The 1,642-nt window shown below is 31.5% G+C and carries 4 protein-coding genes; 2 read left to right on the top strand and 2 right to left on the bottom strand.

Translation table 11 applies throughout. From position 1 onward, the window contains the following. The first annotated feature begins 132 nt into the window (after positions 1–132). A complete protein-coding gene (locus tag E0H80_RS16535; protein WP_131367554.1) occupies positions 133–588 on the top strand; it encodes a hypothetical protein in 456 nt (151 codons plus the stop codon). Positions 589–674: 86 nt separating this feature from the next. Here E0H80_RS16535 and E0H80_RS17045 read toward each other — a convergent pair whose 3' ends face one another. Continuing rightward, on the bottom strand, positions 675–800 hold the full coding sequence (locus E0H80_RS17045) for a hypothetical protein (protein WP_265937225.1): 126 nt from the start codon (positions 798–800) through the stop codon (positions 675–677). Between the two features lie 147 nt (positions 801–947). Then, positions 948–1,169, bottom strand: coding sequence for a hypothetical protein (locus tag E0H80_RS16530; RefSeq protein ID WP_131367552.1), 222 nt, complete (start codon positions 1,167–1,169; stop codon positions 948–950). A 98-nt stretch (positions 1,170–1,267) separates the two neighbouring features. Between E0H80_RS16530 and E0H80_RS16525 the strand changes: the two genes are divergently transcribed. Beyond that, a complete protein-coding gene (locus E0H80_RS16525; protein ID WP_131367550.1) occupies positions 1,268–1,480 on the top strand; it encodes a hypothetical protein in 213 nt (70 codons plus the stop codon). Positions 1,481–1,642: the final 162 nt, after the last annotated feature.

Below are 1,642 nucleotides of genomic sequence, written 5' to 3'. Positions count from 1 at the left end.
CGAACTGGCACATATAGTATTAGAGCAAGGTATTGATTTAATTGAAATAACTGAATCAGGTAAATTAATTATACCAAGATAATAAAAAAGGGCGATTAATTCGCCCTTGTTTTTTGATGTGGGAAGTAAAAGATGGGCATTGCTATTTTCTGTTTAATTATAGGTTTTACAATTGGTTATTTAATTAAAGATACTCAGCATAAAAAAGAAGAAGTTAAAACCAAAAAAAAGCAAAGCAGAAATGTATATTTAAGCTACAACGAGAGACAACGTGCAAAAATACGTTATTTAAATGATGCAGATAGAATTAGGCAGTTAAATTTACTTTCACATAATGAGAGTAAATTCATGCGCTTACTTCAACACCAATTCACAGAAAATAACTTAATTATAAAAGATAGACGTTTTTACATAGTAGACCAGGACAACTACCCTATTGCTATATTTGAATACAGAGATGGATCAAAAGAATTAAAAGTAAATGATATTGAAGATGGACTACCAGTATTTTTATATAAAGCAATTTTATCAAGTGAAGAAATATTGAAAGATAAAGAAAGCATAAGCATAAAAAGGGATTTCGTATAATACAGATTGATGTTAAAAAACCCCGTGAGGAAAGCATATTTTCTCACTGGGGCCTTGTAACATAATCTTGATCATATTATACGAAATCAGTCTGATACTTTAATGTAGACCATAAAAGCAATAAAAATACCGAAAGCTAGACCTTGAGCAAATCCCAAATTATAAAAAGAATCTGCAACCACTAAAGCCTGATCTATATATTCTTGTTGCATTGATCTCTCCAGTGATCTTTACCTGCATCTTATTAATGGGGGTATTTAAAGGATTTATTTCCAACCCCCACTGTAAACTCGGTGTTTTTGACTTTTCGAAAGAAGAACCATAGAAAGATTCATTGAGAGACCAAACAGGATTCTTTTTCATTCTTCGATCCCCAAATCGCGCATCTTGTCGTTTTCTTGTTGTACAGCATCACAATATTCAGAAACTAAAGCGGACTTATAGCCCCACTCGTTCATGCACATTTCAATATGGAAAAGAGCCTTTTCAGATTCAAAAGCAGAATTGCCCCCAACGATCAATTGACAAGCTCTGTCAAAGATAATTTTGGAGACGATTTCGAAGGCTTGTTCTTTTTCCATAGCATGTATACATGTTTCTATTTGACAAAAAGATAACAGATTTACATGTATCATGTAAAGCATGTATACAAGTTTATATAGAATTAGGAGACTGTAAAATGTATCGGAAACTTGCACCAATGGCACAAATGCTTAGATTGAACGACAGAGAGAAAGAGCTGTTAAGAAATAAAGCAGTAGAATTAAATAAAGTACTAATTAATAAAAAATTAGAACCTGTGAAAGATACCGAACTGGCACATATAGTATTAGAGCAAGGTATTGATTTAATTGAAATAACTGAATCAGGTAAATTAATTATACCAAGATAATAAAAAAGGGCGATTAATTCGCCCTTGTTTTTTGATGTGGGAAGTAAAAGATGGGCATTGCTATTTTCTGTTTAATTATAGGTTTTACAATTGGTTATTTAATTAAAGATACTCAGCATAAAAAAGAAGAAGTTAAAACCAAAAAAAAGCAAAGCAGAAATG

The organism is Acinetobacter sp. ANC 4779 (assembly GCF_004331055.1).
In the GTDB taxonomy this organism is placed as follows: Bacteria; Pseudomonadota; Gammaproteobacteria; order Pseudomonadales; family Moraxellaceae; genus Acinetobacter.
This window is presented reverse-complemented; position numbering and strand designations above follow the sequence as displayed.